The organism is Hyalangium minutum, assembly GCF_000737315.1.
Taxonomy (GTDB): Bacteria; Myxococcota; Myxococcia; order Myxococcales; family Myxococcaceae; genus Hyalangium; species Hyalangium minutum.
On record NZ_JMCB01000001.1, the window covers coordinates 307,023 to 334,007 of the forward strand.

Sequence of the window (26,985 nt, forward strand, 5' to 3'; positions counted from 1 at the left end):
TCGGCGTTCCCTCTCTCTCCCCTCTTCCTCTTTCCCGGAACACCCTTCCCATGCTCGAGACATTCATCAAACGCCCCGTCTTCACCATCATGCTGATGGCGGCGGTCGTCGTCTTCGGCCTCTACGCCTACCCACGCATCGGCGTGGATCAGTACCCCAACGTCGACATCCCCGTCGTCACCGTCACCACGCTGCTTCCGGGCGCCGACCCGGAGTCCATCGAGAAGAACGTCTCCGACCCGCTCGAGGAGGCGCTCAACACGATCAACGGAGTGGACGAGCTCAACTCCATCAACCTCGAGAACATCAGCCAGGTCACCATCGCCTTCAAGCTGGGTACCAACGTGGACGTGGCGGCTCAGGACGTGCGCGACCGCGTGCAGGCCACGCTGCGCTCGCTGCCCAACGACATTGATACGCCCGTCGTCGAGAAGTTCGACATCGGCTCGGCGCCCATCTTGACGCTGTCGCTGTCCGGCTCGCTGCCCATCGACGAGCTGACGCGCGTGGCCGAGGACGTGGTGAAGCCCTCGCTGCAGAGCCAGCCGGGGGTGGGCAGCATCGGCGTGGTGGGTGGCCGTAAGCGGGAGATCCAGCTGGTGGTGGACCCGCAGCGCCTGCGTGGCTACGGGCTGGCCATCGGCGATGTGAGCCAGGCCCTTCAGGCGCAGAGCGTGGACCTGCCCGGCGGGCGCGCCACGCAAGGGGGCCGCGAGCGCATCGTGCGCCTGACGGCCGAGGCGCGCAGCGTCTCGGAGATTGGCGACATCATCCTCGCCAGCCCCAAGGGCACCCCGGTGCGCGTGCGGGACGTGGCGGCGGTGGTGGACGGCGCCCAGGAGGCGCGCGGCTCGGCACGCTCGGACACGGGCGCCGCCATCGCCCTCGTCGTGCGCAAGCAGTCGGGTTCCAACACGGTGCAGGTGGCCGAGCTCGTCAAGGAGTCGCTCGCGGAGCTCAACACCCAGCTGCCTCAGGGCGTGACGGTGAGCACCATCAGCGACAACTCCACCAGCATCCGCGCCTCCATCCACGCGGTGCAGGAGGACATGCTGGTCGGCGGCGTACTCGCCGTCCTCATCGTGCTCGTCTTCCTTCGCAACCTGCGCTCCACCCTGGTGAGCGCCATCGCGCTGCCCGTGTCCGTCGTCGGTACCTTCGCGGTGATGGCGCTGCTGGGCTTCACCTTCAACATCATCACGATGCTGGCCCTGACGCTCTCCATCGGCCTGCTCATCGACGACGCCATCGTGGTCATCGAGAACATCGTGCGCCACCTGGAGGAAGGGAAGACGCCCATCCAGGCGGCGCTCGAGGGCACCCGGCAGATCGCCATCGCGGTGTTCGCCGTGACGCTCGCCATCGTGGCGGTGTTCATTCCCGTGGCCTTCATGGAGGGAATGATTGGCCAGTTCTTCTACCAGTTCGGCGTCACGGTGGCCGTGGCGGTGCTCATCTCCTACGCGGTGTCGATGACGCTCACGCCCATGCTGTCCAGCCGCCTGCTCAAGGGCCATGGGCACGGCGCGCCCTCCAACCGCGTCAGCGCCGCCATCGAGCGCGTGCTGGTGGGCATGGAGAACGGGTACCGGCGCATCCTGGGAGCGGTGCTCAACCGCCGCGGTCTCGCCATGGCCGCCGCCGTCGGCGTGCTGGTGCTAACGCTGGGGCTGGCCCGCTTCCTCAAGTTCACCTTCATCCCGGCCGCCGATAACGGCTCGGTGCGCGTGACGCTCGAGTTGCCCGTGGGCTCCACCCTGGAGGACACCGAGCGCGAGCTCGGCATCGTGGCTCAGCAGGTGCGCACCCTGGAGGGCGTAAAGGAGACGTTCAGCACGGCGGGCGGCGGCGCCCTCGAGGAGGTGCACAAGGGAGAGGTGATGGTGAACCTCGTGCCGCGCAAGGAGCGCAGCTTCGACCAGGAGGCCTTCAAGGTGCGCCTGCGCGACACGCTGGCGCAGCGCCCGGGCGTGTTGATGTCCGTGCAGGACGTCTCCGGCGTGGGCGGTGGCGGCCGCACCCAGCAGGTGCAGTACGTGCTGCGCGGCACCGACTGGTCCCAGGTCGTCACCAGCAGCGAGAAGCTGCTCGCGGCGATGAAGTCCAACCCGGGGCTCACCGACATCGACACGACGTACCGCAGCGGCAAGCCCCAGTACGACGTCCGCATCGACCGCGAGCGCGCCGCGCAGCTGGGGGTGCCGGCTGCCCAGGTAGGCGCCTCCCTGCGCGCCTACCTCGGCCGCGATGAGTTCATGACGTACCGCGAGGGCGGCGAGACGTACGACGTGAAGCTGCGCCTGCCCGACGCCACGCTCGCCTCGCAGGAGGCGCTGGGGCAGCTCACCGTGCGCACCTCGAGCGGCCAGCTGGTAGAGCTGCGCAACGTGGCGAACATCACCCCGTCCGAGGGCCCGGTGCAGATTGATCGCCTCAACCAGCAGCGCCAGATCACCCTGCTCGCCAACCTCGCACCCGGCTACACCCTGGGCGAGGCCATGGGCTACCTCACGGCGCAGGCCCAGCAGGAGCTGCCTCAGGGTGTGACGGGCGGCTTCTCCGGCAACGCGAAGGAGATGGGCAAGACGGTGGCGGCCTTCGCCACGGCGCTCGGGCTGGGCATCCTGCTGCTGTACATGATCCTGGCCGCGCAGTTCGAGAGCTACATCCACCCCTTCACCATCATGCTCTCGCTGCCCTTCGCCATCATCGGCGCCATCGGCGCGCTGCTGCTGTCGGGCAACGCCATGTCCATGATTGCCCTCATCGGCGTCATCATGCTGATGGGGCTCGTGGTGAAGAACGGCATCCTGCTCGTCGACTTCACCCAGCAGCTGCGCGAGGCCGGGAAGAGCGCCCGTGATGCGCTGCTGGAGGCAGCGCCCGTGCGCCTGCGCCCCATCCTCATGACGACCATCGCCATGGTGGCCGGCATGGTGCCGGTGGCGCTCGCCCGCGGCGATGGCGCCGAGACGCGCGTGCCCATGGCGCTCGTCATCATCGGCGGCCTCATCACCTCCACCGTGCTGACGCTGGTGGTGGTGCCGGTGGTGTACTCGCTGCTGGACGGCCTCGCCTCGCGCAAGCGCCACGCCAAGGCCGAGCAGCCCGCCGAGATGCAGCCGGATCCGAGCCCTGTGCCGGGCACCGTCTAGCCGCCCTCACCTCTCCCGGGGCCCCCACCCCGGTCCGCGCCCGGCGTGCCGCAGCCTCTCGCCGGGCGCTCCGTTCCTCTCTCATTCCCCACACCTCAGGACTTCCCCATTATGAGCACCCTCTCCCTCATCGCCGGGCTGCTGCTCTCGCAGGCCCCGGCCCAGCTCCCTCCGCGTCCTCCCACCGACGCACCCGTTGCCACCCCCGCTCCGGCCTCGGATCCCGCACCTCGGCTCCCCGTCCTCACCCTGGAGCAGGCGCTGCAGCAGGCAGACCGCCAGAGCCCCGATCTCGAGGTGGCGCGCGCGCGGCTGGCCCAGGCTGACACGTTGTCAGCTCAGGCCTGGTCCGCGTATCTGCCGCAGCTCACCGCCCAGGGCGGCTACACCCGTAACTCGGCCGAAGCGAACCTGACGCTGCCCACGAGCTACATCGTGCGAGACGTGGGCGCGCCCACGGGCCCCGCGAATGACCCGAGCCGTCCGGTAGGCCCGGACAACCCACCCGGCAGCGCCACCCACTTCGTGGCCGTCGGGGCCGACTACCAGTCCGTCCCCATCCAGAAGAAGGATCAGCTGGGCGGCAGCCTCTCGCTGCGCCAGGGCCTCTTCATCCCCGAGGGTTACGTCGCCATCCGCAACGCCTATCTCGGGGAAAAGCAGGCCGAGCTCAGCGTGAAGGACGCGCGGCGCGCTATCCTCTTCGGCGTGACGCGCGCCTATCTCGGAGCCGCCTCGCTGCGCGAGGTGCTGGCTGTGCAGGAGCAACTGCTGGAGGTGCGGCGGGGCTTCGAGCGCGATGCCCAGACGCGCTTCTCCGTGGGCGATGTGCCGAAGCTCGCGGTGCTGCGCGCCACGCTCGACCGCGCGCAAGCCGAGCAGGAGCTCGTGCGCAGCCGCAACGCGTACGCCAACGCGAAGAGCGCGCTCGCGGCGCTCCTGGCCCGGCCCGTGGACTTCGACGTGCAGACGCCCGAGGAACAGAAAGCAGCGGAGCAGCAGGCCACGGAGGATGCCGCTCGCGCCGAGGCGCATGCCCTGGAGGCACGGCTGGACGTGGCCGCCGCGCGCGTAGGGGTGGACCTCGCACGGGGGCAGCGCCGCTCCGTCGCCGCGCGCTACCTGCCGAACCTTGCCGCCACGGGCAACTACAACCTGAGCAACGCGGGCGGCTTCACCGGCCAGACGAGCAGCTGGAACGTGGGCCTGGGCCTGTCGTGGACGCTCTTCGACGGCGGCCTGCGCGAGGCGCAGCTGCGTGAGGCCTCCGGGCGCATCGCCGAGGCAAATGGCTCGCTGCGCGCCGCAGAGGAGAAGGCGCGCGACGAGGTGCGCCGCGCTCGCAACGGCCTGGAGACGGCGGAGAAAAACCTCTCCACGGCCCAGGAGCAGGTGGCCGTGGCACGCGAGGGTGCGCAGCAGGTGAAGCGCAGCTTCGAGCTGGGCGCCGCGACCTACCTCGAGGTGTCGGATACCAACTCGGCCCTCTCGCAGGCAGAGCTGGCGGCCGTCGCCGAGTCACTCAACTTGCGCCTGGCCCGGCTCGAGCTGGAGCGCTCGGTGGGCGATTTCGACCCCGCCCCGGCCGCCCCTGAGACAGAATCGGTGCGCTGATGCGTACGGCGAACGTCAAGAACACGCACGGTTTCGTTCGCCCCACGGAGGGTACGCTCCTCGCGCTCTTCATCGCCTCCCTCCTCTTCATGCCCCGGTCCTCCCGCGCCGAGACGCCGGAGGAGGAGACGCCAGCGGCGGAGACGAATGCGGAGGAGACACCGGCAGAGGAAACACCGGTGGCTGCAGCGCCCGCGACGCAGTCCCTCGAGCGCATCGAGGTGACGGGCAACACGCGCACACACCCGGACGTCATCCTGCGCGCGCTGGGCGTGAAGGAAGGCGATCCCGTCTCGCTCGAGGATGTGCCCGAGCTGCAGCGCCGCCTCCTCAACCTGCGCCTCTTCTCGGAGGCCAACGTGGCGCTGCAGCCGGGCGCCTCCGGCGTGGTGCTGCAGGTGGGGGTGGAAGAGCGATGGACCCTCCTGCCCGTGCCCTTCTTCACCAGCTCCCAGGGCCGCACGCAGGCGGGCCTCTTCCTGGTGGAGACCAACTTGTTCGGCCGCCAGAAGATGCTGGTCGCGGGCGGCACCTACTCCAACCGTGGCAGCAACGGTTTCGCGCTCTACCGTGACCCAGGCGTCGGAGACAGCAACTGGACGCTGTCCTTCTCCACCTTCCTCGGTGCGACGGATCGGGAGAGAGTGCCCGAGGAAACCGTGCTCGACAGCTACCGGGACAATCGCTACGAGGCGAACGCGCTGCTGGGCTACCAGCTGACGCGCGAACTGAACGTGTCCGGTGGCCTCTTCGGCCGGATCCTGCGCCCCAAGGCTCGGGACGGCTTCGCCACGGAGCCGCCGCCCGCCCGCGAGGCGTACGGCGTCACGGCGGTGGCCGACTACCAGGGCCAGACGTTCCGCTTCTTCTTCAACGAGGGACTGGCCGCGCGGCTGCAGGTGGACATGGGGCTGGACTTCACAGGCTCCGCGCCATACCGGCGGGTGCAGGCGATGGCCACCTATACGCACGCGGTGATGAGTGACCACACCCTGAGCCTCACGGGTCAATTCGAGCTCTCCCATGGCCACACGCTCCTCGACGCCATCCTTCTCGGCGGGCGCACGGGGAGCCGAGGCTTCGTGCAGGGAGGGCTGTGGGCCGAGGAAGCCGCCACCGTCACGGCCGAGTACCAGCTTCCCTTCTGGAAGCTGAGCTGGGGCGTCCTCACCGCCAACGCCTTCGTGGATGCGGGTGTGGTGGGCTGGCAGGGAGACTCGCTGACGTACGCGACCCCGGGCGTGGGCATGCGCCTCTACCTGCGCAACGTCGCCCTCCCCGCCCTGGGCATCGACGTGACACGCGGGCCCACCACCCATGACGTGACGGTCAGCGTCGCGGCCGGAGCCCGCCTGTGAAGCGCCTGGGCCTGAAGAGGCGGAAGCCGCACGGTGGTGGGCACCGCCGCGCCGTGCTCGCAGCGGTCCTCCTCGTCACGGGCGTGGCTCAGGCCGGTGCCGCCGGGCCGTCGACGCCTACGGCGAGTCCCCATGCGTCCACCCACGCCCTCACCGTCAGCGGAGGGGTGTCGCTGGGCGCCTACGAGGCGGGCTTCCTCGCGTACGCCACCGCCGCCGCGCGCGTACACGGAGTGGAGCACGTCGGGCTGCTGACGGGCACCTCGGCCGGCAGCCTCAATGTGCTGCTGGCCGTGCTCTCCGCGTGCGGCGAGGCGGCGCCTGGGCCCACCCAGTCGATCTTCTGGGAGACGTGGATTCCCGTCGGCTTCGACCGCCTCTTCGTCCCCGAGGACGTGACGCCCTTGGGCGCCTTCTCTCGCGGCTGGCTCAAGGCCCAAGCGAGCCGCATCGAGGAGGCGTGGAACCACGGCCTCACCCCAAGCTGCGACGTGGTGCTGGGCGTGTCCGCCACCCGCGTGGAGCCGCGCCTCATGCACGCGGCGGGCGGGCGTCTGGCGCTGCCGCGCATCGAGGAGAAGTTCGCCCTGCGCATCCAGGGCCGCGGGTGGGGGCGGCCGCCGCGCGTGACGAACTACACGGCCCTGGGCAGTGCGCGCCGCGAACCGTTGCTCGTCACAGACGGACAGGGAGAGGTGGCCTTCGCGCAGGTGCGCGATCTCATCTTCGCGTCGATGGCCTTCCCGGTGGCCTTCGCCCCCCAGCCGCTCGCCACGTGCGAGGCAGGCGCGACAGCCCGCCCCGGCGTGTGCCTGCCCACCGAGGCGAGCTTGGCGAACTACGTCGACGGCGGCATCTTCGACAACACGCCCCTCCGGCTCGCCGTGGGGCTGGCGCGCGACGGGCTGGCGCCTGCGCTGGACGGCGGCCCCTCGCGCTGGCGCGACGTGCCCGAGCCTGGAGCGCGGCGCTCCCCGACGGATGTCGCCTTCACCTTCGTGGACCCCTACGCCACCGAGTACCCATCCTCGCCCAGCCCCCAGCTCCCCAGCGAGGTGGGCCCGCTGACGCAGCTGCTCGGCGGAGTGGTGTCGGCCTTCGTGAACACAGCGCGCGCCAAGGAGCTTGCCCTCCTCCTCGAGGAAGAACCGGAGATTGCACAGCACCTGGCCCTGCAGCGCCGGCACTTCCCCGCCGCGAGCGCCCCTCTGGCCGCCTTCTTCGGCTTCTTCGAGACGGGCTTTCGCAGCTTCGACTTCTACCTGGGCATGTACGACGCGCGGCGCATGCTGGAGGAGGCGGACGCGGCGGGGCTCTGGCGTTTCGAGGTGCCCGCGGAGGTTGGCGCGGGCTGGGAGCCCTTCGCCTGCATGCGTGCGGTGTATGACGGACAGCCGGGAGCCGAGGCGGCCTGCGCGGGAGAGAGCTTGGCGGACTTCCGCGTGCTGCTCCAGGTGTCGCTCGACCGGCTCTACACTGTGTGCAGCGCTGCGGGTGCCACACCCGGCCCGCGAGACTGGCGCAACGCGCGCTGCGAGCGTGCGGCGTCAGGCGAGGTTCCGCCACGCGTGCCCGGGCTTGCGCCAGGTCGATGGCCGGACTGGCGGCAGGGAGCGCACGAGACGGAGCTGGAGCACGTGATGCGGCTGCTGGGCGCCTATGGCTTCCACTTCCGCGATCTCGGGGCGCCACCGAGGCGTGCGGACCTGGCGCTCCTGCGCATTCGGCAGGCGCTTGGGCGCGCCGTGCAGCGGCTCGCCGAGGCGCAGCCAGGAGAGAGCGCCGGAGCCGTGCAGTTCGCCGGAAAGCTCGCCGCCGATAGCGTGGCGTATGCGCCCCCGCTCACCGTGGTGCACCTAACGATGGGCCCCACCCTCACCGAGGTGGGCTTGAGCTCCGGGAGCGAATCCTCGGAGATTCCCCAGGGGCTTCGGCTCACCGGCGCGCTTGGCCTGCGCGGGCTGCAGCGGGTGTTCTCCTCGGGCGGTGGCGAGCCCTTCGCGGTGGCCGCGGTCGCGGGCCCCGAGTTCCGTCCCCTGGCACTTCAGAGTCCGCTCGCACAGGCGCGCTTCGCACTGCGCGGCGGCTGGCAGTTCAGCACGAGGGGCTCCGCGAGCGCCGAGGACTGCGCCTCCGAGGGCGTGAGTGCGTGCTCACGGACGGTAGTCCAGGGGCTCCTCGGGGTGACGCTCTTGGAGCGCCTCCGCGTGCAGCTCGTGGGCGAGTGGTACCCGCCTTTCGAGGGGCACAAGGGACTGTGGTCCATCGCTCCGGGCATCGGCGTGGAGTTCAGCCCATGAGCCCTTGTCCTTCAGTCCAACCCCACCTTCCCCGGCGCCCAGTACGCCTTGGCTTTGACGGCCGCGAACTCCACCTTCCGGGCCTTGAGCCCCTGTCGCACGCCCTGGATGGCGGCCGCGCGGCCTGAGAGAACAAGGGGAGCCCCGGGGTGTGCCTGGAGTGCCTGGACGACCGCGTCGACCAGCGCCTCGCGGTGGGCATCGTTCGACTGCCGGGCGACCAGCGTCACGCCGCTGAAGCTCAGGGCGTCGAGTGCCGCTTGAGTCTCGCCGGGGCTGGTGACTTCGAGGACGGTCCGTCCGGGCACGCCATTGGCCCGGGCCAGCGCCAGGCTCGTCTCGTCACCGAAGACCACGGCCGGGGGAGTACCACCGACGACCAGCGAGCCTCGAGGCCCGAAGACCTGGATCGCCGCTCCGGCGCTGACCGTCTTCGCCCACTGCGTGCCGGGCCCATCGCCGTGCAGATACGCGAGCAGCTCGGTCTCGCCCGTGCTCGAGTCCCAACGCAACGGCGTGTAGGTCCTCGAGCCAATCCCTGGCAGGAAGATCTGAAGCTTGTCTCCAGGGGTCCAGCTCACTTCACGCAAAGCAGGCCCCGAGAGCACCAGCCGGCGGAAGCTACGGCCAATATCTTCTACGCGAGTGACCGTGGCGTCTCGGAAGAAAAGGCGGCCGATGAGGCCCTGAATGGCGGCAGTGGCGGAAGGCATGGCAGTCCATGCTAGCGGGAGAGGCCCTGGCGCGAACGTGAAGAAACGTAAAAGGCCCCGCGCCCCCTTCTTCAGGAACGCGGGGCTCTCCTCAAATGGATTGGGCCTTCTCGCCGCATGGCGTCATTGTGGAAACGTTTACACCAGGCGGAGAAAACGTTTACATGCTGGCGGAAGATCATGACCGGAATCTCGCGAGATGGCTCGGAGGCCAGCATCAAGGACGTGGCTCGCAAGGCCCGCGTCTCCATCGCGTCGGTGTCACGCGTCATGAATGGCCACGCCAACGTGAGCGCAGAGACGCGTGAGCGCGTGCTGGCGGCGGTGCGTTCCCTTCACTACGTGCCGCACAGCGGGGCGCGCAGTCTGATCACCCAGCGGACGAACGTCGTCGGCGTCCTGTTCCCCGATCTGCACGGCGAGTTCTTCTCCGAGCTCATTCGTGGCATCGATGCCGTGGCGCGCCGGCGGCGCCTGCAGCTCTTGCTGTCGAGCACGCACGGTGATGCGGCGGAGCTCGCCGTCGCGATCCGCACCATGCGAGGCAGGGTGGACGGGCTCCTCGTCATGTCGCCGCACGTCGATGCCGCGCTCCTGGACAAGAACCTGCCCAGCGCCCTGCCGATAGTGCTCATCAACAGCCCGCTGAATGACGCCCGGCGCTCGACGCTGACCATCGACAGCTACCGCGGGGCACGCGCCATGGTCAGTCATCTGGTCGGGCGCGGTCACCGGCGGATAGCGCACGTGGCGGGGCCCACGCTCAACTTCGACGCCCAGGAGCGTCTGCGCGGCTATCTCGATGAGATGGCGTCCTCTCTGCAGCGGGTAGCACCGCAGGTCCTGCCGGGAGACTTCAGCGAGAAGTCAGGCTACCTCGCCGGGCGACGCCTGGCCGCTCAACCCGACCGCCCCGACGCGGTCTTTGCCGCCAACGACGTGATCGCGGTCGGCTGCATGGTCGCCCTCCGAGAGGCGGGCTTGCGCGTCCCCGACCACATCGCCGTGGCTGGGTTCGATGACATCCCGCTCGCCTCGCTGGTCAGCCCCGCGCTGACCACGGTGCGCGTGCAAATCGCGGAGCTCGGCCGAGCCGCGCTGGAGCAGCTCCTGCTCAGCATCGAGAGCCCGGCGCGAACGCGGCCGGTGTCACGCGCTCTGTTGCCCGAGGTTGTGGTTCGCGAGTCCTGCGGCTCCGAGAAGCCGCCCAAACGACGCTCCCGGCGTCAAGCAGCGAGGTCTCCATGAAATCGTCAAGGAAGCTGAGCAGCATCACCAGCCGTATGTGGAGCGTGCTGGGAGTCATCCTGTGGCTCACGGCCGCGCCGGCGCTCGCGCAGAAAACGACGGCGACCATCCGGGTCGACCTCAGCTCGGCCAGCGGGACGACCCGCGGGACGACGGTGCTCGCGGTGAACAGAAACAGCGGCTTCGCAGCGAAAGGGGTCGCGCGCGCGGACGGCTCTCATCTCCTGACCGGCCTGGAGCCCGGCGAGTACGTGATCACCGTGACCCAGCCCGACGGCAAGGAGGTGTACCGGATGGTCACCCTGCAGGTCGGCCAGACCGTGGACCTGGACATCAACCTCGCGGAGGAGGTGGCGCTCGATCTGGGTCAGAGCGAGACCATCGTCGTCCAAGGGAAGACCCGCGAGAGCTCGACGGCCGAGGTCGCCACCAACGTCAGCCGCGAAGAGATCGAGAACCTGCCCCAGAACAACCGCAACTTCCTCAACTTCGCGACGCTGGCGCCCGGCGTTCGCGTCTCCAACGACGAGTTCAAAAAGAACTTCTCGTCAGGCGCTCTCGAGGCGAACAACACCAACGTGTTCGTGGATGGCGTGAGCCTCAAGAACAACGTCGGTGAAGGCGGGTTGGTCGGTCAGGACTCGAGCCGCGGAAACCCCTTCCCTCAGCTCGCGGTCAGCGGGTTCCGCGTGGTCAGCCAGAACTACAAGGCCGAGTACGAGCAGGCCGGCGGCGCGATCATCTCCGCGATCACGCGCTCGGGTGGTAACGACTTCCACGGCGATGTCTTCCTCTCCTTTCAGAACGAGGCCCTGGTGGCCCGGGATTACTTCGCCGTGCAGCGCGGCGAGCTGGAGCGGCCCGAGCTGTTGCGCTCTCAGTTCGGGGCGGCACTCGGTGGCCCCATCCTGAAGGACAAGCTGCACTTCTTCGCGACCTATGAAGGCAACGTGCAGAATCGTGCGAACCAGGTGACGATAGGGAATCCGACGGAGGAGAACCTGAGCCGGTTCGGCGAGTTCCAGGGCAGCTTCAAGAGCCCCTTCCGCGAACACCTCGGCTTCGCGAAGCTGACCTGGAGGCCGGCTGACAACCAGACCGTGGATCTCAGCGCCAGCCTCAGGACGGAGACCGACATCCGCAGCTTCGGCGGCATCGTGAGTGTCGAGAGCGCCGAGAACGTGCGAAACAACGTGCTCACCGCCGCTGCCAGGCATCAGCTGAGGTTGGGCTCGCTGACGAACGAGGCCACGTTCCAGTTCCTCCATTCGCGGTTCAACCCGATCGCCGCGAACCCCGGCGTGGTGGGGCAGGACTACGAGGGCGTCATTCGGCTCGGCGGCCGCGACACCAGCCAGGACATCGGCCAGCAGGCGTTCACGCTGCGCGATGATGTGACGTTCGCGAACTTCGAGTGGGCCGGCCAGCATGTGGTGAAGACTGGCGCCCAGGTCTCCCTCCAACAGTACCAAATCGAGCGCACGCTCTATGGGAACCCCCTGTTCCGCTTCAGGAATGACGCAGCCAACGGCCTCAGCTATGACTTTCCGGCTGAAGCCTCCTATGGCATCGGCGACCCGAGGGTGACCTCCAACAATACGCAGTTGGGCGTGTACCTCCAGGACGACTGGGAGATCGCAAAGAGGCTGACCCTGAACGTGGGCGTCCGGTGGGATGTCGAGAGCAACCCGCTGAACAACCACTACGTGACTCCCGAAGATGTCCGTGCGGCGGTCGAGGAGCTCGCTGGCATCGTCGCAGAGACGAATGGGCCTGACTTCTTTCCGGTCGAGAACTACCTGACCAACGGTAAGCAGCGCCCCGTCTTTCTGGGCGCGGTGCAGCCGCGGCTCGGCGTGGCCTTCGACGTGATGAACAACGGGCGCACGGTTCTCTTCGCCGGCGCTGGGCGCTACTACGATCGCACGCTGTTCAACACCGGAGTGGACGAGCGGCTTCGTCTTCAATACCAGGTCCGCACGTTCCGGTTCTCGGCGGACGGCTCACCCCGCAATGGTCAGCCGACCATCGCCTGGCGGCCCGAGTACCAGAGCCGGGAGGGGCTTGATTCGCTGATCGAGAGCGGCGTGGCACCCGCCCCGGAGATCTTCCTGCTGGAGAACGACACCAAGCCGCAGTTCAGCGACCAGTTCAGCGCCGGCGTCCGGCAACAGATAGGACCGGCCAACACCTCGTTGACGCTCACGCACATTCGCAGCAAGAACGGCATCGGCTTCTACCCCGCCAACCGCAGGTCGACGGGCAACCGCGACTTCATCCCCACGCCGGGCGGCTTCGGCAACGTCCTCATCTCGGTCGACGATCGAACCTCCGTCTACAGCAGTGTGCAGGTCTCGGCGGAGAAGTCCTACTCGAGCGAGCTCTCGAAGTGGGGCATTGAGTGGGGCGCGTCCCTGACCTACACCTTTGGCATTGCCCGGGAGCGCGGGACGAACTTCAACTTCGACTACCCGACCGTCAAAGACAGCCCTGTCACGCCCACCACTACCGATGAACGCCACCGCCTCGTTCTCTCCGGCATCGTGGGGCTGCCGCTGCAGTTCAAGCTGTCCACGCTGATCACGCTCGGCTCCGGCCTGCCCTACACCATCTCCGATGCATCCAAGGGCTTCGGGCCCACCGAGTTCGTGCTCAGCCGCAATGGAGGCCGGGCGGAGGACTTCATCCAGTTCAGCCAGGTGGATGTCCGGCTGGCGAAGGACTTCACGATCGCCGAGGGCCGTCGGATCAACGTCTTCGCCGAGAGCTTCAACCTCTTCAACTCCAAGAACTTCGGTGGATACGATGGATTCATTCCGCCAGAGGCAGAGCCTGCGAACCCGAAGTTCGGTCAGCCCTCGTCCCTGGTCGGTCCGCCGCGCAGCTTCCAGTTCGGGATGGGCTACAGCTTCTAAAGAGGAGTCTCCACTTGAGAGCACGCCCAGGGAGCCAACAGCTTCTCTCCGTCATGATGGCTGCGTCACTCCTCGCGAGTGGGCCCGTGGGCTGCGCCGACAGCCTCTCGAGCCTGCGTCCACCTTCGAGCGCCCCGCCAAGCTCATCGGAAGAGGTGCTGGAAGACCTGGAGCAGCGGACCTTCCGCTACTTCTGGGAGACGGCCAACCTGGAGAACGGCCTGGTCCCGGATCGGTATCCGAGCCCATCGTTCAGCAGCATCGCCGCCGTCGGTTTTGGCCTGACGGCGTACGGCATTGGCGTCGAGCGGGGCTATGTGAGCCGCGAAGCCGCCCGCGAGCGGGTGCTGGCCACGCTGCGCTTCTTCCGCACCGCTCCGCAGGGCCCTGAGGCCAGCGGCACGAGCGGACACCAGGGGTTCTTCTACCACTTCCTGGACATGAAGTCGGGGCACCGCTTCGAGACAACCGAGCTCTCCACCGTCGACACTGCCCTGCTTCTCGGGGGGGTGTTGTTCGTGCAGTCGTACTTCGATGGTGCCGATCCTCAGGAAGTGGAGATCCGGAGACTGGCCGACGAGATCTATCGCCGGGTCGACTGGCGCTGGGCGCAGGCGAGGCCGCCTGCCATCTCACACGGCTGGTCGCCGGAGGCCGGCTTCATCCCTTATGACTGGATTGGCTACAACGAGGCGATGTTGCTGGTGATTCTCGCGCTGGGCTCGCCGACGTTTCCCGTCGAGCCTGCGGCCTGGCAGACATGGACCTCTGGCTACAAAGAGCAGTGGGGCACCTTCTTCGGCCAGGAGCATCTGAGCTTTCCTCCGCTCTTCGGCCACCAGTACAGCCATGTGTGGGTGGACTTTCGTGGCATCCAGGACAGCTCCATGCGTGCCCGAGGGATCGACTACTTCGAGAACAGCCGCCGAGCCACGTATGCGCAGCGCGCGTATGCGATGGCCAATCCCAAGGGCTGGAAGGGGTACGGCCAGGACATCTGGGGATTGACCGCCTGCGACGGGCCGGCCGACATGGAGCTCGAGTACCGGGGGGAGCGCCGGAGGTTTCACAGCTATTCTGCTCGCGGCCCGGGTCTCAATGACGACGGCACGCTGGCGCCCACCGCGGCCGCCGCGTCCATCCCGTTCGCGCCAGAGATCGCGATCCCGGCGGTCATGGAGCTGCGCCGCCGCTACGGCGAGCACATCTATTCCACCTACGGCTTTCGGGACTCCTTCAATCCCAGCTTCGAGTACGACGTTCCGCTCAAGGATGGCCGCCGGGTGCCGGGCCTCGGCTGGGTGGCTGGCGACTATCTCGGCATCGACCAGGGGCCCATCATCGCCATGATCGAAAACCACCGGAGCCAGCTCGTGTGGCGGGTGATGCGCAAGAACCCCTATATCCGCGCGGGCCTCGAGCGTGCGGGGTTCCAGGGCGGCTGGCTCGAGGAGAAGCCGTGACGGTGACTGGCGCGCGGTCAACGTGGCCGAGAGCCCGCCGGCTCGCCGTCGCCGCGCTCGTCTGCTGCCTGGCCGCCTGCACCGAGTCCGCGTCGGGCGAGCTCGTGCTTCAGTTCTGGGCGATGGGACGGGAAGGTGAGGTGGTGGCCGAGCTGACCCGCGACTTCGAGGCCAGCCATCCCGGGATCCGCGTCAAGGTGCAGCAGCTTCCCTGGCAAGGGGCGCACGAGAAGCTCTTGACCGCGTTCGTGGGCGACGCGACGCCCGACCTGGCGCAGATGGGGAACACCTGGATCCCGGAGTTCGCTGCGCTCGGAGCACTTTCCGCGCTGGATTCGGCAACCGCGGCGTCGCCCCTCGTCGAAAAGGAGGACTACTTCCCCGGCATCTGGGACACCAATGTCGTCGATGGCCGCCTCTTCGGCGTGCCCTGGTACGTCGACACGCGCCTGCTCTTCTATCGGCGCGACCTCCTGGCCCAGGCCGGCTTTGCTCACCCGCCCAAGAGCTGGGACGAATGGAGGGAGATGCTCGTCGCCATCAAGCGACTGCCTGGCGCGGAGCACTATTCGATCCTGTTGCCTCTCAACGAGTTCGAGCCCCTGCTGCTCCTGGGGCTACAGCAGGAAGAGCCACTCCTGCGCGAGGGAGGCCGCTGGGGCAACTTTCGCAGCCAGGGCTTTCGGCGCGCCCTCGGCTTCTACCTGGAGATGTTCGAGAAGGAGCTGGCGCCTCGCGCGACCAACACTCAGATCGCGAATGTGTGGAACGAGTTTGCCCGCGGACATTTCGCCTTCTACATCACCGGTCCCTGGAACATCGGCGAGTTCAAGCGCCGGCTGCCCCAGGAGCTCCAGGGGAGCTGGATGACGGCGCCGCTGCCCGGCCCCGAGGGCGCCGGCCTGTCGAGTGCCGGAGGCTCGAGCCTGGTGGTGTTCGCGGACTCACGGCGCCAGGAGGCGGCTTGGAAGCTCATCGAGTACCTGTCACGGCCCGACGTTCAGCGCCGCTTCTACGCGCTGTCGGGCGACCTGCCGCCCCGCCGGTCGAGCTGGGAAGCCTCGGCGCTCAGCGGCGACCTCCATGCTGCCGCGTTCCGTGAGCAGCTCGAGCGGGTCGAGCCCACGCCCAAGGTGCCGGAGTGGGAGCGCATCGCGACCGAGCTGAGAATCGTTGCCGAGCAGGCGGCGCACGGAGGCTTGAGCGTCGACGCCGCGGCCGCGGAGCTGGATGCGCGCGCCGATCGGATCCTGGAGAAGCGGCGCTGGATCCTGGAGCGGGAGGCGGGACAATGAAGGCCGCACGCGCCGGGTGGTTGTTCGTGCTGCCCGCCCTGCTCATGATCGCCGTCTTCTTCTTTCTGCCCGTCCTGGCCGCGCTGGGCCTCAGCCTGACGGACTTCGACATCTACGCCCTGGTCCGGCTCGACAACCTTCGTTTCGTCGGGGGCGGCAACTATCTGCGCTTGCTCCAGACTCCCTTGTTCTGGAAGGCGCTCGGAAACACGCTCTTCTTCGTCATCGCCGGAGTTCCACTCTCGATCACGGTCTCGCTCGCCTCCGCGCTGCTCCTCCACTCGGCGGTGGCGCGCGGCAAGGCGATCTTCCGCACCGCACTCTTCGCGCCGGTGGTGACCACCCTGGTCGCGGTCGCGGTGATCTGGAACTACCTGCTCCACACCCGCTATGGCCTGATCAACTCCCTCCTCGGACTGGCCGGCATCCATCCGGTTGACTGGCTCGGAGATCCCAACTGGGCGATGCCGGCGATCATCCTGTTCGCGGTGTGGAAGAACTTTGGCTTCAACATGGTGATCTTCCTGGCCGCGTTGCAGAGCATTCCGGAGGAGCTGTACGAGGCCTCGCGCATCGAAGGCGCCACCGGCCCCCAGCAGCTGCGCTTCGTCACCCTGCCTGCGCTCGCGCCTACGCTGGTCCTGGTCAGCACTCTGACCATGGCCGGCTACTTCCAGCTCTTCGCGGAGCCATACGTCCTGACCCAGGGCGGCCCACTTCAAAGCACGACCAGCGTCCTCTATTTCATGTACGAGGAGGGCTTCAAGTGGTGGAACCTCGGCTCCGCCTCGGCGGTTGCCTTCCTTCTCTTTCTGCTGGTCCTCGCGGTGACAATGGCGCAGTCCTTCGTCTTTCGCCGTTGGAGTGAGCCATGATGCCGCGGTCGCGGGCCCTCCTGGTGAATGTCGCATTGTTCGCGGCTGCGGCGCTCAGCCTGGGTCCCCTCTTGTGGATGGTGTCGGTGTCCTTCATGGCCCCGGGGGAAGCGAGCAGTTCTCCACCGCCGTTGTTCCCTCACCAGGCCACGCTCGAGAACTACCGCCAGCTCTTCGCCCAGACCCGCATGGGTCGCGGCTTCGCCAACAGCCTGTTCTTGGCCACAGCGGCCACCCTGCTGGCGCTCCTCTTCAACGTCAGCGCGGGCTATGCGTTCGCCAAGCTGCGCTTCGCCGGCCGCGAGCGCATCTTCCGGATCCTGCTGGGCGCCCTCATCATCCCGGCGCAGGTCGCCATGATTCCCCTGTTCCTGCTGCTCAAGAGCATGGGGCTCGTCAACACGTACCTGGGCGTGCTGCTCCCGTCGGTGGCGAACGTCTTCGGCATCTTCCTCGTGCGCCAGTACGCGCTCTCCATTCCAGACGAGCTGCTCGAGGCGGCTCGCATCGACGGGGCGGGCGAGCTCCGCCTCTTCTGGTCGATCGTGCTTCCGGCGCTGGGGCCGATCCTGGTGACCCTGGCGATCTTCACCTTCCTGGGTTCGTGGAATGACTTTCTCTGGCCGCTCATCGTGCTCACCGACGACGACCGCCACACACTGCCCGTCGCACTGGCTTCGCTGACGCGAGAGCACGTGCAGGACAGCGAGCTGATGATGGCCGGTGGCGTCATCACGGTGCTGCCAGTCCTGGCGCTGTTCCTGGTGCTGCAGCGCTATTACATCCAGGGCCTCCTGGCAGGGAGCGTCAAGGGATGAAGACAACCCACCCTGAGTTCAACCTCTCACCTTGAATCACACATGACAAAGACCATCGAGTTTCCGCGGAACTTCCTCTGGGGTTGCGCCACCTCGGCCTATCAGATCGAGGGCTCGCCGCTCGCCGACGGAGCCGGCCCTAGCATCTGGCAACGCTTCATGCACACGCCCGGCCTGGTGCCCAGCGGCGATACCGGCGATGTGGCCTGCGATCACTACCGGCGCTACGTGAGCGATGTGGCGCTCATGCGCGAACTGGGCATGCAGGCCTATCGCTTCAGCGTCTCCTGGAGCCGCATCCTGCCCAACGGCAAGGGCGCCGTGAACCAGGCCGGCCTCGACTTCTACGACCGGCTCGTCGACGAGCTGCTGAAGAGCGGCATCGAGCCGCTCGTGACGCTGTTTCACTGGGACCTGCCAGCCGCGCTCGACGATCTGGGCGGCTGGCTCAATCCAGATATCGCGAGCTGGTTCGCCGACTACGGGGACACGCTGTTCCGCCGGCTCGACGACCGGGTGAAGAAGTGGGTGACGCTGAACGAGCCGTGGGTGGTGTCCGACGGCGGCTATCTGCACGGCGCACTGGCCCCCGGTCACAAGAATCTGTTCGAGGCGCCGATCGCCTCGCGAAACCTCATGCGGGCGCACGGCGCTGCGGTCCAGGCCTATCGCGCCACGGGCAAGCACCAGATGGGCCTGGTGGTGAACCTCGAGCCCAAGTATCCCGCCTCTGACAGCGCGGCGGACCAGGCGGCGACCGCGCGCGCGGACGCGTACATGAACCGGCAGTACCTGGATCCCGCAATGCTCGGAACGTGTCCGGATGAGGAGCTGACCGAGGTCTTCGGCGAGGCCTGGCAGCCCTGGTCGGCAGAGGCGCTGAAGCTGACGCGGCAGCCGCTCGATTTTCTTGGCATCAACTACTACACGCGGAGTGTGACGCGCTTTGACGAGCGCTCCTGGCCGCAACGGGCCGCGCCGGTACGGCAGAAGCAGGCCACGTACACCGAGACCTCATGGGAGGTATTTGCGCAGGGGCTCCTCGACACGCTCGTTTGGGTGAAGAAGCGCTACGGAGATATCCCGCTCTACATCACCGAGAACGGTGCTGCCTTCTTCGATCCTCCGGTGGCTGAGGGCGGCCGTGTCCGAGATCCGCTGCGAGTCGACTACCTGCGCAAGCACCTCACCGCCGTCCACACGGCCATCCAGCAGGGCATCGATGTCCGCGGCTACATGGTCTGGTCCCTGCTCGACAACCTCGAGTGGTCGCTCGGCTTCTCCAAGCGGTTCGGCATCGTCCACGTCGACTTCGAGAGCCAGAAGCGAACCCCCAAAGACAGCGCGCGCTTCTACTCGCGCGTGATCGCCACTCACGGTGCTGCCGTGAGCGAGCCGCCAGACGAGAGGTAATTCAAAGTCGATCCACAAAAGGCCCCGCGTCCCCTCCTTCAGGAACGCGGGGCTCTGACTCACAGACGGGGGTTAGGACGGCTGAACCGGCAGCGGCAGCTGCGGCCCCTGGGCCTCCAAGGCCGGGGACACCTCCGCAGTGAGCGCCTCGACCAGTTGGAGCACCTGCTCCAGTGGGATGCCTTGGATGTCAAGCACCGCCTTGCCCTTCTGGTTGCGCAGCTTCACCTGCACCAGCGTTCCCTTGCCCTTGGGGAAGCGCCGCGCCACCGCCGCGGAGTACTGCTCGGCCAGCTCCACCTTCTCCGGCGGCAGCGGCTTGCTGGAGGTGGGGCGGCGCTTGCGCTGCAGCGCCCGGCGCATCTGGCCCACGCTGCACGCGCCGAACGGCTTCACCGCCACGACAAGGATAGTCCGCGATCGCGGCCTGTGCCTGTCGCGAGTCCCCCCAGCAACCGCCGTCTGAAAGTCTAACCAGTTAGACTTGGCCGCAGAGGAGCCATGAGCTCCCGCGCGGGAAACCCTGGTCCTGGGTTCATAGGGGACCGTCCTCTTCCAGGACACTGCGCCCGGCCCGGCCAGCTCGAATCCCTTCACCCTCTTCCCGGTGGAAGGGTGGCTGCGCGCCCAGAAGTTCCAAGCGGCGGGTTCGATTGCCGCCGCCTCCAATGCCTCAGGCGTCAGTCTTGCTCAAGACGCACCTTGAGTGAGCGCCCATACCCACTCCTGGCTTTCCTTGCCATCGCGCAGCAGTCGGCTCCCCCAAGCAGGAGAGGAGGAGGCGAGAGTGGCGACCCAGGCAGCGGCCAGCAAGGAGCCGATGAGGGAAAGGACGCCGCGTGTGGACTTGGGCACCATTCCTTCCCATTACGGCGAGTCGAACTACGCCGCCGTGGACGCGGTCGACATCGCCATGCTCGCCGCGTTCAGCTCGCGTTGAGTCCTGCCAGACCTCATGCTCTGTCGCATAGGCTGAAAAAGCGTCGCAGGTTCGGGCCCTGCGCCCGCTGCGGGAGGCACCGTAGCCGCCCATGCCCCGGAGGGAACACTCATGACAGGCACCCCGGCCACCCGGCCACCTCCTCGCGTCCTGGCCGATGCCTTCGTCCGCACGCGTGCCCACGAGGGGGCGCTCGTACTCGGCGCGGCGCTCTTCACCGCGCTGCTCGCGCAGGTCTCCCTCCCGGTACCCGGCTCCCCGGTGCCCATCACGGGACAGACGCTCGCGGTCGTCCTCACCGCTGCCGTGCTCGGGCCCGTGCGGGGCATGGCCGGGCAGCTCGCCTACGTCCTGCTCGGGGCGGTGGGACTGCCGTTCTATGCGAAGGCTGCCAGTGGCTTCGGGCACGTGCTGGGGCCCACTGGCGGCTACCTCGTGGGCTTCCTTCCCGCGGCCTTCCTCGTGGGCCTGGCGGCGCGGCACGGCTTTGACAGGCAGCCGTGGAAGGCGCTGCCCCTCTTCCTCGTCGGCCAGCTTGTCATCCTCGCCCTTGGCGCGTCCTGGCTCTCCGTGGTGGCCCCGCTCCCCTTCACCACGGCCCTTCAAAAGGGCTTCCTACCCTTCCTCGCTGGCATGCTGCTCAAGGCCACCATCGCCGGCCTGGGGGTGCCCCTCGCCTGGCGAAGGCTTGGCGCACCTTCCAGAACCAGCGGGTGAGCGCCCAGGAGGCACCGAGGCAGCAGCCGAGTTGGAGGAAGGCCTCATGGCGAGGTGACTGCCGGAGGTGTGCCGCAGGTCGTGCCAGCCGATGCGCCCTTGCTCGCGGCTGATTCCCGCCGCCCGCAGCACACGCTGGAGCGGCAGCTTCATCGGGCCATCGCTGAGCGGCTGGCCGTCCTGCTGTCAGAACACATAAGGGTTCGCAGGTGGCGGTGTCCCTTGAGTGCGTCCACCGCCGAGGTTGGCGGGTCCACCCTGATTCAGTCTGACTTCAAACTCAGACACCGCTGAGTGATGCAGCCAAGGCGCCTTCCTCCCCCGTACCCCCTCCGGACCAACTACAGCAGAGCCTGGAATAGCGCCTTGCCGCTCCTGGCAAGCCACTCATCGAACGTCAGCAAGCCCGGGTGCAGCTTGCGGAGCGCGGCGATGTCGGCCTTGCCGCCGTCTTCACTCGCGAACACGGCGAGGCGCTCGAGGCTGGGGTTCTGACGAAGGATCTCCCCCGGAATCTGGGCGTACGGAATGGACCGGTTCGTCGCGCGACTGATGGCCTCCGCGAGCTGCACTCCCGACAGCGAATCGCCCGCGAGCTCGATCGACTTGCCCACGTACGTCTCCGGATCGCTGAAGGCGAGGGCGACGAACCGACCAATGTCATCCACGGCAATGAGCTGGAGGCGGCTCTGCGGTGCGCTGAAGAAGGAGAGGACGCCCCGAGGGATTCCGAAGTCCGGCCACGTGAGGATCTCCATGAACGCGTTAGGGCGGATGATCGTCGCGGGCACCCCGAGCGAGCGGATGTACTGCTCGATCTTCCACTTGCTCTCGAAGTGGCCGATGCCCGTGTTCCGCTCCGCGCCGCCGACAGAGGTGTAGATGAGGTGCTTGACTCCCGCTGCCTTGGCTGCGTCCGCGACGTTCCTTCCAAGGCGAGCCTCGTCCTCCCACATGACGCCCGAGCCCGCCGGGCCTGCGCTTGGCTGAACGCTGAAGACGCCGTAGGCGCCGCGCATCGCCGCCTCAAGCGACGCGCGATCACCCATGTCCCCGGGAGCCAGCTCCACGCCCGCATCCGCGAGCACTCGGGCCTTCGCACTCTGCAGGCCGCGAACCAGTGCGCGCACGCGCCATCCGCTTGCCGCCAAGTGCTTCGCCGTCGCTCCGCCTTGCTGCCCTGTTGGTCCGATCACGACAACGACCTTGTCTGCGTTGCTCATGGTGCTCCTCTCAAGTGTCCCCTTGCTCGCTCTGTAGGCGAGCCGCGCCATGAGAGTCAAGACGACCGGTCATATTTATATGAAAGACTAGTTAGTACAGATAGTTGAGTGGATTCGTTGACAGGCTCAGACGACCGGTCATATTCGCGCTATGGCACGAGCGAGCGTCCGTGAACAGATCGTCGTCGCAGGGATGAAGACCCTGCTCCAGCAGGGCTTCAACGGGTGCGGCGTTCAAGACATCACCTCGGCCGCCGGGGTCCCGAAGGGCTCGTTCTACAACCACTTCGAGAGCAAAGAGGCTCTCGGTGTCGAAGTCGTCGAGCGCTACTGGCGGAGTTCCAACTCTCGGCTCTCCCTTCTGCGGGACTCATCGATCGCTCCCCTGGAGCGGCTGCGCCGCTGTTTCACCTCGCAGGTGGAGGCGCTCATCGAGTGGAACTACGAGCGTGGCTGTCTTCTAGGGAATCTTGCCGCGGAGATGTCGGATCACAGCCAGCTCATCCGCGAGCGCGTGGCAGTGGCTTTCGCCGAGTGGTCACGCGAGCTTGAGAAGGTGATTCAGCAGGCGCAGGCCGCGGGTGAGATCTCCGCGTCCATGGCTCCCGCCGCCCTGGCTGTCTTCCTCATCAACGCCTGGGAGGGCGCGGTGCTGCGCAGCAGGGTCGACAGGAGCCGGGCGGCCCTTGATGCCTTCATGAGCATCACCTTCGACAAGGTCCTGACCTGAGCGCGGCCTAGCCTGGCCCTTGGTTGGCGGTGCCCCTGTGCAAGTGGGTGGCGCGCTCACGGTCAGAGCGCTTTCAGACGGCCGGAGAAGGGGCGGATGCTCTGCGGGGCTGGCTCGGGTCTTCGTTCGGAGCACGGGAAGCGGCGGACGAACTGGCGAAGGTTGCAGAGGAGGGGGCAGACAGGCTGGTGGAATTCGACGTGCCACGGCGCAAGACTGCACGGAGCGCGCAAGCTGTCCCGAGGGGGGCAGCGTGTCCGACGCAGGCGCGCTCTCCTGCCGCTTCCATGTGTCGGCGCGCCCGACGGTGAAGAGCGGAGCAACGGGTTCTTCACCGAGGACGATTGGGTCCTCTCGATTCACAGCATGATGAACGGGACCCCGGCGGATCACTTCCTGGTCTGCGCGGAGGACACCACGGTGGTGGTGGGCACCGAGCAACGCGAGCAGGACCTGTATCGACGCTTCCCGCGCTTCGAGAGCATCTCCCGGAGGGTGATGCAGAAGGTCCTGGCGGAACAGCAGGAGCGGTTCGCCTCCTATCTCACCGATGGCCCGGAGCAGCGCTACCTCAAGCTCTCGAAGACGCGGCCGGAGATCTTCCAGCGGATTCCCCAGTACCAGCTGGCCAGCTACATCGACGTGAAGCCCGAGTCGCTGAGCCGGATCCGAAAGCGCATCGCCACGCGCGGCAAGCCGGTTACGCCGCGATGGAAGGCGTGACCGTCCGGAACCCCTTGGCGATGAGCCAGCCGCCGAGGAACAGCTCGAACAGGCCCCCGGGCCCGGAGAAGAGGATGCCCCACGGCAGCCCGAAGAGCTCGAACACGGACCCCAGCGCCAGAAGCCCGTAGCCCACCGCGCCCACCAGCGGGAGGAACGAGGGCAGAAGCCGGGACTGGTACAGCGACAGGCAGAACGCCACGCTGCCGGCTCCCAGGATGATCATCGCGAGCTGGTACGCCCAGAAGTTGCCCTTCGAGAGAAGTTTGAACAGGAGCACCCGCTCCGACGTCGTCTGCCCTTGCGCAGATTCTCCGAGCTGCAGGATGGACAGAAGGAACACCACCCCGACGAGGAGGAGCAGCGCCTCCATCACCCGCGTGCAGACGTACGCAACGGCGAAGAATGGAAGGAGAAAGAGAATTCCCAGGGAGCGGGAGTGAAGACGGGTGGTGTTCATCGCGAGGGTTCCAGAACGTTCAGCGACGTTGTGGCCTCGAAAGTAGAGAGGGGCGCCCTCGCCCGCATTGATGAGGGTTAATAAATGCGAGCCCCCAGCTCAGAAGTTTCCCCCCCACGCACAGGTGGAGACGCTGGAATATAACAGCAACCCTGCTGCATTACTGGCCTGTTATACTGCGAGTGAAGCCCAACCCTGCTTTGCTCCGAGGTTCAGTCATGCATCTTGTGAAACGGGTTGTCCTTGCTGTGGGTCTCCTGATCATGTCCGCGTGCGGAGGGGCCATCGCTGAGAGAGAACCGGATGTGCCGCCTCTGAATGATCTGCCTCCGGATGTGCCGCCTCTGAATGAGTTGCCTCCGGATGAACCGCCTCCGTGTCAGCCGCCTCCGCCCCCGGCCGAGGACGCAGCTCACCTCGGCGCCGTGCATGCCTATTCCCAGAGCTGCCGCTATACCCTCTCCTACTCGACGCGCGTGGTGCCAGATGAGCCACACGCCGTCACGGTCTACGACATCTCCATCGAGCGCACGCAGGAGTGCTCCTGCCTCTGGGCGTCCCAGAGCACATGGCTCATGACGTCGTACACCCTGCCTGCCCTCTCGATCGCAGCCACCGACAAGGGAGTGGCCGTTAGCTACACCCACAAGACGTCCTGGTCCACGGTGGGGAGCAACTACATCCCTCGCTACCTCAACATCAAACACATCGCACCGGATACGCTTACGACCGTGAGAGACGTGCAATGGGGCGCCTGGGGTTGTGAGAGCGCCTGCGCTCCGGCCCACATCTACTCGGGGCAGCTCTCCTTCCCGAATGGGGGTGACACTCTTCGGGTCGATGGAACCAAGAGCGGAATCATCCGGGGCGAGACCGGCAGTGGCAATAGCTTCAGCGCCCTCTTGCCGTCCTTCTTCACCAGCACGACAGAGCCCTCCATCCAAGCCTCCCCGTAACGGGCACCTCGGCGACTCGGAAGATCGTCTCCATCGTGGACGGCGACGCTTTGAAACTTCGTCATGCGCCCCAGCCTGGGCGGTTACAGCCGCATCAAGCGGCGCGTGGAGCGGCAGCGAGACTAGCGCCCAGACTCCTGCCCCTATGTGCCGGGCCTCAAGCGCGATGATTGGTCACTGGAAGATCCCTAGGACAAGCCAGTGGAGCGGTCGCGGTCGTACTGCAATGAGGAGATGAGCCACGCTCCTTTCCGCTCCCCCCTCTTCACAGCAGCTTCTATCCTCAAGCTCAGCGCCACTTCGTAACGGCCCGGACAGCGGTCACCTTGGTGGAGATGGTGTGGCCGGGCTTCGAGCCGTCTTCCTTCTCACGGCCCACATGACCGCCTCCGTCATCGATCTCGAGGCAGACAGGAACCGTGCGTCCGTCGGAAAGGTGGGCGCGGACATAGCGGCCGTAGATGCGGTCCCCTGTCGTCCACAGGTGCCCGTCCACCCGCATGCCCTTCGGCGCCTTTCCGGAAGGTCTCCACAGCGCCCCCGTCACGGGCCCGTCCTTGAGCACCATGACGACGTTCTCCTCGGTCCTCTCCTGGCCCACCAGGTCCGGGTGCGGCTGGGTCACGTCGATCGTGATGACGGGGGAAACGTTGCTATCGATGTGCCACCCGAACTCCTCCATCACTTTGATGGCATCGTCGGGACAGTCCCCGGGCTCCGGGCGCGTCTGAACACCAGCGCAACCCGCTTGAAACCATGCGGCAGAAGCCACGAGGAGCGCGCACCGCTCCAGCTTCGAGAGCACAGGCCGCGCTCTCGGCTTCTGGGGCTCTTGCTGAGGGGGCACGCCACGGGTGGGCGTCGGGGAATTGTCGGGCTGCTTCACTGAAGGGTGAGCCTCCTGCTGGGTAGGGAGCGACAAGGGTAACGGCGCGGGGCGGCTTGTCGGCTTTTCGGCCAGCACGGGGGCGGGAGGCGGAGCGGGCGCAACGGGCCTGTGCAGAAGGGCGGCCCCCGCTGCCGTCAGGACACCCAGCACCAGCGTGCCGACCCAGGCGGGACGAAGCCACGCCCGGCGTGCGGCAGGCTGCTCAGTCTCGACAGGCGCGGAAGCAACTTGGGAAGGTTCGGGCGGCAGTTGCAAGGCGATAGGGTGAACGGGCGTGCCCCGCCAGTCCTCCCCCTCGAAGCGCGCGAATTCCTCCAGTGGGCGCCGCGCGTCCTTCGCCGTCTGGGGCCGCTCCTCGGGATCGCGGTGGATGAGCGTCATCGCATAGCGGCTCAGCTCCTGCGGAACTCTTCCCTGGGTGGCCTGATGAGGGGTGGGAGGCTCCATCACCGCGTGCCCCAGCGGCGGCCTCCGCTCGCCGCGCGTGGGCAACGGGTCGGTGAGCACGTCATAGAGATCGGCTCCCAGCGCGAAAATGTCGTCCGTGGCCTTGAAGGTGTAACGAGCCTGCGGGTTGAGCTGGTGGTCCCTCCAGAAGCGCTGAGCCTCCGGGCTGCGGATGCGGGAAGTCCCCGGGGGCAGCGGTCCGTCCGTCAGCTCCTCGGCGGTGGCGTAGTCGGCCGCACCAAAGTCGATGATGACCGGCTCGCCTTCCCGGGTGACCAGGATGTTCCGCAGGCTCAAGTCGCGATGAAACATGTGGCGGGTGTGGATGTGCTCCAGCGCGTCGAACAGCTTGAGGAACAACACCACCACTTCATGCGGCGTCGGATGGGTCCGTTCCACCCACTGCGCCAGCGTGCAACCGTCCACGAAGTCCAGGACGATGTAGAGAACGCCCGAGCGCGAGTCGGGCCAGCGCCCATGAGCCCACATGCGGATGATGTGGCGGTGTTGGAGCTGCTGCAGGCAGGCCACCTCCCGGCGGGCGCGTGCGTCCGTCTGCCGAGGGTCCTGGCTCCGCTCGGTCTGACAGGCCACCTTCAGCGCATACCGCTGTCCGTCCTTCTCCACCTCGTAGACAACCGCGTAGCCACCTCTGCCGATGCACCGGACGATGCGCCAGACATCCACCATCTGGCCCGGCTGGAGGTTCAAAGGATCCACTGATGCCACCATG

21 protein-coding genes and 1 pseudogene are annotated in these 26,985 nt (G+C 67.3%); 16 read left to right on the forward strand and 6 right to left on the reverse strand.

Features of this window, described 5'->3' with window-relative positions; genetic code table 11:
• Window positions 1-50: 50 nt before the first annotated feature.
• The 4 genes from DB31_RS01100 (at window position 51) to DB31_RS01115 (ending at window position 8,427) form a co-directional block, all read left to right on the forward strand.
• Entirely contained in the window at window positions 51-3,155 is a 3,105-nt protein-coding gene (locus DB31_RS01100) for an efflux RND transporter permease subunit (protein WP_044180801.1), read from the forward strand.
• Between the two features lie 111 nt (window positions 3,156-3,266).
• Window positions 3,267-4,769, forward strand: coding sequence for a TolC family protein (locus tag DB31_RS01105; RefSeq protein ID WP_044180802.1), 1,503 nt, complete (start codon window positions 3,267-3,269; stop codon window positions 4,767-4,769).
• On the forward strand, window positions 4,769-6,127 hold the full coding sequence (locus DB31_RS01110; protein ID WP_052419621.1) for a BamA/TamA family outer membrane protein: 1,359 nt from the start codon (window positions 4,769-4,771) through the stop codon (window positions 6,125-6,127). The genes DB31_RS01105 and DB31_RS01110 overlap by 1 nt, the downstream gene beginning before the upstream one ends.
• Entirely contained in the window at window positions 6,124-8,427 is a 2,304-nt protein-coding gene (locus DB31_RS01115; protein WP_052419622.1) for a patatin-like phospholipase family protein, read from the forward strand. Before DB31_RS01110 ends, DB31_RS01115 begins: the two co-directional genes overlap by 4 nt.
• Window positions 8,428-8,438: 11 nt before the next feature.
• Here the strand turns inward: DB31_RS01115 and DB31_RS01120 are convergent, their stop codons facing one another.
• The gene (locus DB31_RS01120) at window positions 8,439-9,140 is read right to left on the reverse strand and encodes a siderophore-interacting protein (RefSeq protein ID WP_044180804.1); all 702 of its coding nucleotides are present in this window, start codon (window positions 9,138-9,140) and stop codon (window positions 8,439-8,441) included.
• A gap of 180 nt (window positions 9,141-9,320) precedes the next feature.
• Between DB31_RS01120 and DB31_RS01125 the strand changes: the two genes are divergently transcribed.
• From DB31_RS01125 to DB31_RS01155, 7 genes are read left to right on the forward strand one after another with little or no spacing between them, the layout of a single operon-like run.
• The gene (locus DB31_RS01125; RefSeq protein ID WP_044180806.1) at window positions 9,321-10,388 is read left to right on the forward strand and encodes a LacI family DNA-binding transcriptional regulator; all 1,068 of its coding nucleotides are present in this window, start codon (window positions 9,321-9,323) and stop codon (window positions 10,386-10,388) included.
• On the forward strand, window positions 10,385-13,303 hold the full coding sequence (locus DB31_RS01130) for a TonB-dependent receptor (protein ID WP_052419624.1): 2,919 nt from the start codon (window positions 10,385-10,387) through the stop codon (window positions 13,301-13,303). The genes DB31_RS01125 and DB31_RS01130 overlap by 4 nt, the downstream gene beginning before the upstream one ends.
• A 14-nt stretch (window positions 13,304-13,317) precedes the next feature.
• Window positions 13,318-14,766, forward strand: a complete 1,449-nt coding sequence (locus DB31_RS01135; protein ID WP_205628448.1) for a glucoamylase family protein — start codon at window positions 13,318-13,320, stop codon at window positions 14,764-14,766.
• Window positions 14,763-16,061 carry a sugar ABC transporter substrate-binding protein gene (locus DB31_RS01140; RefSeq protein ID WP_205628449.1) on the forward strand — a complete coding sequence of 433 codons (1,299 nt, stop codon included), beginning with the start codon at window positions 14,763-14,765 and terminating at the stop codon, window positions 16,059-16,061. The genes DB31_RS01135 and DB31_RS01140 overlap by 4 nt, the downstream gene beginning before the upstream one ends.
• 26 nt (window positions 16,062-16,087) lie before the next feature.
• Entirely contained in the window at window positions 16,088-16,936 is an 849-nt protein-coding gene (locus tag DB31_RS01145) for a carbohydrate ABC transporter permease (protein WP_240486464.1), read from the forward strand.
• Window positions 16,933-17,754: a carbohydrate ABC transporter permease gene (locus DB31_RS01150; protein ID WP_044180811.1), complete on the forward strand. Its 822-nt coding sequence runs from the start codon at window positions 16,933-16,935 to the stop codon at window positions 17,752-17,754. The genes DB31_RS01145 and DB31_RS01150 overlap by 4 nt, the downstream gene beginning before the upstream one ends.
• Window positions 17,755-17,796: 42 nt before the next feature.
• The gene (locus tag DB31_RS01155) at window positions 17,797-19,167 is read left to right on the forward strand and encodes a GH1 family beta-glucosidase (protein ID WP_044180813.1); all 1,371 of its coding nucleotides are present in this window, start codon (window positions 17,797-17,799) and stop codon (window positions 19,165-19,167) included.
• Between the two features lie 72 nt (window positions 19,168-19,239).
• Here the strand turns inward: DB31_RS01155 and DB31_RS01160 are convergent, their stop codons facing one another.
• Window positions 19,240-19,569 carry a hypothetical protein gene (locus tag DB31_RS01160; protein ID WP_044180815.1) on the reverse strand — a complete coding sequence of 110 codons (330 nt, stop codon included), beginning with the start codon at window positions 19,567-19,569 and terminating at the stop codon, window positions 19,240-19,242.
• A gap of 385 nt (window positions 19,570-19,954) precedes the next feature.
• On the opposite strand from DB31_RS01160, the gene DB31_RS48490 reads away from it, so the two are divergent.
• Both DB31_RS48490 and DB31_RS01165 read left to right on the forward strand, forming a co-directional pair.
• Window positions 19,955-20,107 (forward strand): hypothetical protein, encoded by a 153-nt coding sequence (locus tag DB31_RS48490; RefSeq protein WP_157231718.1) that lies wholly within the window; start codon window positions 19,955-19,957, stop codon window positions 20,105-20,107.
• Window positions 20,108-20,218: 111 nt separating this feature from the next.
• The gene (locus DB31_RS01165; protein ID WP_044180817.1) at window positions 20,219-20,824 is read left to right on the forward strand and encodes a biotin transporter BioY; all 606 of its coding nucleotides are present in this window, start codon (window positions 20,219-20,221) and stop codon (window positions 20,822-20,824) included.
• A 42-nt stretch (window positions 20,825-20,866) separates the two neighbouring features.
• Here the strand turns inward: DB31_RS01165 and DB31_RS50190 are convergent.
• Both DB31_RS50190 and DB31_RS01175 read right to left on the reverse strand, forming a co-directional pair.
• Window positions 20,867-21,081 (reverse strand): annotated as a pseudogene (locus DB31_RS50190) (tyrosine-type recombinase/integrase); the annotation flags it as partial.
• 84 nt (window positions 21,082-21,165) lie between these two features.
• Window positions 21,166-22,098, reverse strand: a complete 933-nt coding sequence (locus DB31_RS01175) for an NmrA/HSCARG family protein (protein WP_338034279.1) — start codon at window positions 22,096-22,098, stop codon at window positions 21,166-21,168.
• Window positions 22,099-22,198: 100 nt separating this feature from the next.
• Between DB31_RS01175 and DB31_RS01180 the strand changes: the two genes are divergently transcribed.
• Both DB31_RS01180 and DB31_RS01185 read left to right on the forward strand, forming a co-directional pair.
• The gene (locus DB31_RS01180; protein WP_044180824.1) at window positions 22,199-22,777 is read left to right on the forward strand and encodes a TetR/AcrR family transcriptional regulator; all 579 of its coding nucleotides are present in this window, start codon (window positions 22,199-22,201) and stop codon (window positions 22,775-22,777) included.
• 366 nt (window positions 22,778-23,143) lie between these two features.
• Window positions 23,144-23,500 carry a Crp/Fnr family transcriptional regulator gene (locus tag DB31_RS01185; protein ID WP_240486465.1) on the forward strand — a complete coding sequence of 119 codons (357 nt, stop codon included), beginning with the start codon at window positions 23,144-23,146 and terminating at the stop codon, window positions 23,498-23,500.
• On the opposite strand, the gene DB31_RS01190 is transcribed toward DB31_RS01185, so the two are convergent.
• A complete protein-coding gene (locus DB31_RS01190; protein ID WP_044180827.1) occupies window positions 23,478-23,960 on the reverse strand; it encodes a DUF4386 domain-containing protein in 483 nt (160 codons plus the stop codon). The genes DB31_RS01185 and DB31_RS01190 overlap by 23 nt on opposite strands.
• Window positions 23,961-24,265: 305 nt before the next feature.
• Between DB31_RS01190 and DB31_RS01200 the strand changes: the two genes are divergently transcribed.
• On the forward strand, window positions 24,266-24,916 hold the full coding sequence (locus DB31_RS01200; RefSeq protein ID WP_157231720.1) for a hypothetical protein: 651 nt from the start codon (window positions 24,266-24,268) through the stop codon (window positions 24,914-24,916).
• 289 nt (window positions 24,917-25,205) lie between these two features.
• Here the strand turns inward: DB31_RS01200 and DB31_RS01205 are convergent, their stop codons facing one another.
• Window positions 25,206-26,984 carry a serine/threonine protein kinase gene (locus DB31_RS01205; RefSeq protein WP_044180833.1) on the reverse strand — a complete coding sequence of 593 codons (1,779 nt, stop codon included), beginning with the start codon at window positions 26,982-26,984 and terminating at the stop codon, window positions 25,206-25,208.
• Window position 26,985 lies beyond the last annotated feature (1 nt).